Here is a 4,489-nt window from a genome sequence, read left to right as displayed (position 1 = left end):
GAATCGCTAGAGGGACGAGCGGATCACACGTCGACGGCGCGGACGAGTCCGTCCTGCACGCCGCCCAGCCAGTCGTAGACGCTGCGGATCGCGGCCGCGCTCCCCTCCTCCGGGACGACGTCGTCGGTGTCGTCGATGCCGAGCCGCACGGCCAGAGCGAGCCGCATGTCGGTCAGTGCGCGGAGCCAGGCGATCGCCTGCGGCTCCTCGAGACGGACCGCGACCTCGCCCAGCCCCTCGAAGATCCGGCCGTGACTCGTGCCGTCGCCGGCGTCGAGGGCCGCCGTGACGGCGCGGGCGTCGTCCATCTTGCGGACAACGAGGTCCGGAGCGGTGAAGCGGCGGAACTCGTCGGCCGCCTCGGCGTCGTCGCGGTAGGCGTCGGGCAGGAGGCGCGCGAGCGCCGGATCCGAGCGGGCCTCCTCCGAGGACGCCCCGCGATCGAGCAGCTCGAGCATCTCGCCGGCCAGATGGCGGAGGATCCCGGCCTCCTCGCGGTCGAAACGGGCGACGGCCGCTCCGGAGGAGTCGCGGCGGAACGCGCGCATCAGCCGAGTCCTCGGATGCCGCGAGCGGGGTGCTCTCCGGTCTCCGCGGCCGCGGGACGCAGCGGGGCGCTCACGCGTCGGCCTTCTGCAGCGTCGCCCACAGGCCGTAGCCGTGCATCGCCTCCACGTGCCGCTCCATCTCCTCGCGGTTGCCGGTCGCGACGACCGCGCGCCCCTCGGTGTGCACCTGCAGCATCAGCCGCTCCGCCTCGGCCCGGCCGAAGCCGAAGTAGCTGCGGAAGACGTACGAGACGTACGACATCAGGTTGACCGGATCGTCCCAGACCAGCACGATCCACGGGACCTCGGCCGCCGAGCGGGTCGCCAGGCGCTCGTCCGCGCGCTCGATCGTGTCCGCCATCCCTCCAGCGTAGGCCGCGGCGCGGGCGGACGCCCGGGCGCGCGGCCCGGAGCGCGCTGCCCGCAGCCCGCGAGTGCCCAGGAGTCGTCGCACTCGGCGCGGGGGCACGAGGACGGGGACCGCGAGAAGCCAGGAGTCGTCGCAGTCGAGCGCGAGTGCGACGACTCCTGGACGGTCGGAGCAGAGTCAGCAGCGGCGCCCGCCCTAGGCCGACAGGCGCGGCAGGACCTCCCGGGCGAAGAAGTCGAGGTGGTCGAGGTCCTGCAGGTCCATGAACTGCAGGTAGACGCGCTCGCAGCCGGCCTCGCGGAGGGACTCGAGGCGGTCGACCGCCTCGTCGACGCCGCCGGCCACTCCGTGCTCGCGCAGCTCGGCGGGCTCGCGGCCGATCGCCGCGGCACGGCGCGTGAACTCCGCCTCGTCGCCTCCGCCGACCGCGATCAGCGCGACCGAGTGCACGAGCGACGAGGGCTCGCGCCCGATCGCCCGGCACGCCTCGTCGACGCGCTCGAAGGCCCCCGGGATCGCGTCGAACTCGGGGAAGGGCAGGTTGAACTCGCTCGCGAACCGCGCCGCGAGCGCCGGGGTCCGCTTGGGGCCGCCGCCACCGACGATCACCGGCAGCGGCAGGCGGGCGGGCTTGGGCAGGGCCGGGGAGTCGGTCAGCGTGTAGTGCTCGCCGGCGAAGGAGTAGCGCTCGCCGACCGGCGTCGACCACAGGCCGGTCACGATCTCGAGCTGCTCCTCGAGGAGGTCGAAGCGGCGCGGAGGGAAGGGGATGCCGTACGCGGCGTGCTCCTGCTCGAACCAGCCGGTGCCGAGGCCGAGCTCGGCACGGCCGCCGGACATCGCGTCGACCTGGGCGACCTGGATCGCGAGGATCCCCGGCGGCCGGTAGGTGACGGAGGAGACGAGGGTGCCGAGCGCGATCCGCTCGGTCTCGCGGGCGAGGCCGGCGAGTGTCGTCCACGCGTCGGACGGGCCCACGCCGGGGTCGCCGTCCCCCATCCGGAGGTAGTGGTCGGAGCGGAAGAAGCCGTCGTAGCCGAGGCTCTCGGCGGCCTGCGCGACGGCGAGGAGGTCCTCGTAGCTCGCGCCCTGCTGGGGTTCGGTGAACACTCTGAACTGCACGGGTCCAGCCTCCCGCACCGGGGCCGGATCATGCCAGCCCGGCTCCCCCGGCCGGGGCCGCCGACGGGCCCCCGTGTACCGTGGACGGTTGCCGCCGACGAGAGGACCCCATGTCCGAGCACCCGTCCTCCCCGGACACCGCCCCCGCCACCGCGGGCACGACCGCCCCTCCGCACCGCCTCGCGCGGTGGGTCTTCTGGCCCGCCGCCGTCCTCACGCTGTCGATCGCGGCCTTCGCGATCCTCGCGCCCGACGCCGCGACCTCCGTGTTCTCGACACTGCAGACCACGGTCGTCAACACGTTCAGCTGGTACTACGTGCTGATCGCCGCGGTCTTCGTGGCCTTCGCGATCTGGATGGGCGTGAGCCGCTTCGGCGACATCAAGCTCGGCGCCGACGACGACGAGCCCGAGTTCTCGATGCTCGCCTGGATCTCGCTCCTCTTCGCCGCCGGCATGGGCATCGGCCTCGTCTTCTACGGCGTCGCGGAGCCGCTCACCCACTTCGCCACTCCTCGCCCGGGCGTCACCGGCACCGAGACGCAGCTCGCGCAGAGCGCGATCTCGCAGACCTACCTGCACTGGGGCGTCCACGCCTGGTCCATCTACGTGGTGGTCGGCCTCGCCCTCGCGTACGCGATCCACCGCCGCAAGCGGCCGGTGTCGATCCGCTGGGCGCTGGAGCCGCTGCTGGGCCGCCGGGTCCGCGGCGGCTGGGGCAACGCGATCGACGTGGTCGCCCTGGTCGGCACCATGTTCGGAGTCGCGACCTCGCTCGGCCTGGGCGTCACCCAGATCTCGGCGGGCCTGGAGGCGAGCGGCATCGTGGAGTCGTCGCTCACCGTGCAGATCGTGGTCATCGCCGTGGTCACGGGCCTGACCGTCTTCTCGCTGATCTCGGGCGTGGGCAAGGGCATGAAGTGGCTCTCGACCGGCAACCTGCTGCTCGCCGCCGCGCTCCTCGTCTTCGTGCTCGTCGCCGGCCCGACCCAGTTCCTCCTCCGCGAGTTCGTGCAGTCGCTCGGCAACTACCTGCAGAACTTCATCGGCCTGACCTTCACGGTCAGCGCCTACGCCGGCCGCGAGGGCGAGCAGTGGCAGGCCTCGTGGACCACGTTCTACTGGGGCTGGTGGATGTCGTGGGCGCCGTTCGTCGGCATCTTCATCGCCCGCGTCTCGAAGGGCCGGACGGTCCGCGAGTTCGTCGGCGGCGTGCTGCTCGTGCCGACGATCATGACCTTCCTCTGGTTCAGCGTCCTCGGCGGCACGGCCATCTACCGGGAGCTCTACGGCGCCGGCGGCCTCGTCGGCGCCGACGGCTCGGTCGACACCAACTTGGCGCTCTTCTCGATGCTGCAGGGACTGCCCGCGGGCTCGGTGCTGACGATCGGCGCGATCCTCCTGATCGGCGTCTTCTTCGTGACCTCCGCTGACTCCGGAGCGCTGGTGATGTCGATGATCGCGACCGGCGGCGAGCCGGAGCCGCGCAACCGCATCCGCGTGTTCTTCGCCGTCGCGACCGCGCTGCTCGCCCTGTCGCTCCTGGTCGCCGGCGGCCTCGACGCCCTGCAGACCGCCGCGATCCTCTCGGCCCTGCCGTTCAGCGTCGTGATGATCCTGATGTGCGTCGCGACGGTGATCGCCTTCCGCCGCGAGATCCGCGCCTACGACAAGGCCCGCCGCAAGGCGTTCGTCGGCGACATCGGCACGTTCTACGGCCTCGAGGTCGAGGATCCGGCGGAGCGCGAGCCCGCCCACCCGATCAAGCGCCTCGCGCACCGCCTGAAGCCGGGGTCGAAGGAGTAGTCGGCTCGGAGGAGCAGCCAGGTCGGAGGAGGCCGGGCGCCGCTGGGGCGCCCGGCCGGCCGATCAGCTGGGCGACGGGATGAAGGGGTGCTCCGGCGGGTCCTGGTCGTCGCCGAGGCGGGCGTCGGCGCCCTGGTCGAGCGCCTCGTCGATCGACTCGGGGTCGTCGATCTCGGCCGGGTCCTCCGGCGGGACCGGCAGGGAGTCGCCGTCGGGGCGGGTGGTGTCGGTGACGTCCTCGGGGGCGTCGAAGCCGAAGCTGCTCATGGTTCCCTCTCCGCGGTGCGCCCGGGAGGCGGCGCCGCTGCGGGCAGCCTAGGTCGCGCTCCCGGAGGCGGTCACGGACTTGACGGGGCACCTGAGGGGCCCCGCGGGGTCGGCCCGCTCCGGAGGAGCATCCGCCCCGGCAGCCGTCAGTGCACGTACTCGAGCAGGTCGGCTCCGAGGGTGCGCATGCCCTCCAGCACCGCGAGGCGGTAGTGCAGGGTCGTGTCGTCGAACTGCGTGGCGACCGCGTAGGCGACTCCGGCACGCGGGCCGCGGAGGACGCCCGCCTCGGCGCGGACGCCGACGTCGGTGCCGGTCGCGTTGACGAGCAGGACCCCGTGGTCGGGGTGGCGGTGCGCGAGCGGGTCGAGCCCGAA

General features: G+C 73.0%; 5 protein-coding genes and 1 pseudogene. 1 reads left to right on the top strand and 5 read right to left on the bottom strand.

Annotation, left to right across the window (positions count from 1 at the left end):
• Nucleotides 1-23: 23 nt before the first annotated feature.
• The 3 genes from C5C82_RS16760 to C5C82_RS16750 all read right to left on the bottom strand — a co-directional run bounded on the left by C5C82_RS16760 (nucleotide 24) and on the right by C5C82_RS16750 (nucleotide 2,040).
• Nucleotides 24-548 carry a DUF2017 domain-containing protein gene (locus C5C82_RS16760; RefSeq protein WP_104355415.1) on the bottom strand — a complete coding sequence of 175 codons (525 nt, stop codon included), beginning with the start codon at nucleotides 546-548 and terminating at the stop codon, nucleotides 24-26.
• 70 nt (nucleotides 549-618) lie between these two features.
• Complete coding sequence (gene clpS, locus C5C82_RS16755; protein ID WP_104222829.1) at nucleotides 619-909, bottom strand: ATP-dependent Clp protease adapter ClpS; 291 nt, start codon at nucleotides 907-909, stop codon at nucleotides 619-621.
• Nucleotides 910-1,113: 204 nt separating this feature from the next.
• Nucleotides 1,114-2,040 (bottom strand): LLM class F420-dependent oxidoreductase, encoded by a 927-nt coding sequence (locus C5C82_RS16750; protein ID WP_104222830.1) that lies wholly within the window; start codon nucleotides 2,038-2,040, stop codon nucleotides 1,114-1,116.
• 110 nt (nucleotides 2,041-2,150) lie between these two features.
• Between C5C82_RS16750 and C5C82_RS16745 the strand changes: the two genes are divergently transcribed.
• Entirely contained in the window at nucleotides 2,151-3,845 is a 1,695-nt protein-coding gene (locus C5C82_RS16745) for a BCCT family transporter (protein WP_104355414.1), read from the top strand.
• A gap of 63 nt (nucleotides 3,846-3,908) precedes the next feature.
• Here C5C82_RS16745 and C5C82_RS16740 read toward each other — a convergent pair whose 3' ends face one another.
• Nucleotides 3,909-4,112, bottom strand: a complete 204-nt coding sequence (locus C5C82_RS16740) for a hypothetical protein (protein ID WP_104222832.1) — start codon at nucleotides 4,110-4,112, stop codon at nucleotides 3,909-3,911.
• Between the two features lie 146 nt (nucleotides 4,113-4,258).
• A pseudogene (locus C5C82_RS16735) lies at nucleotides 4,259-4,489 on the bottom strand (serine hydrolase); the annotation flags it as partial.

It is taken from the genome of Rathayibacter sp. AY1D5 (assembly GCF_002932515.1).
Taxonomy (GTDB): domain Bacteria; phylum Actinomycetota; class Actinomycetes; order Actinomycetales; family Microbacteriaceae; genus Rathayibacter.
Note: the sequence above shows the minus strand (reverse complement) of the source record. Positions and strands in the feature narration are given on the sequence as shown.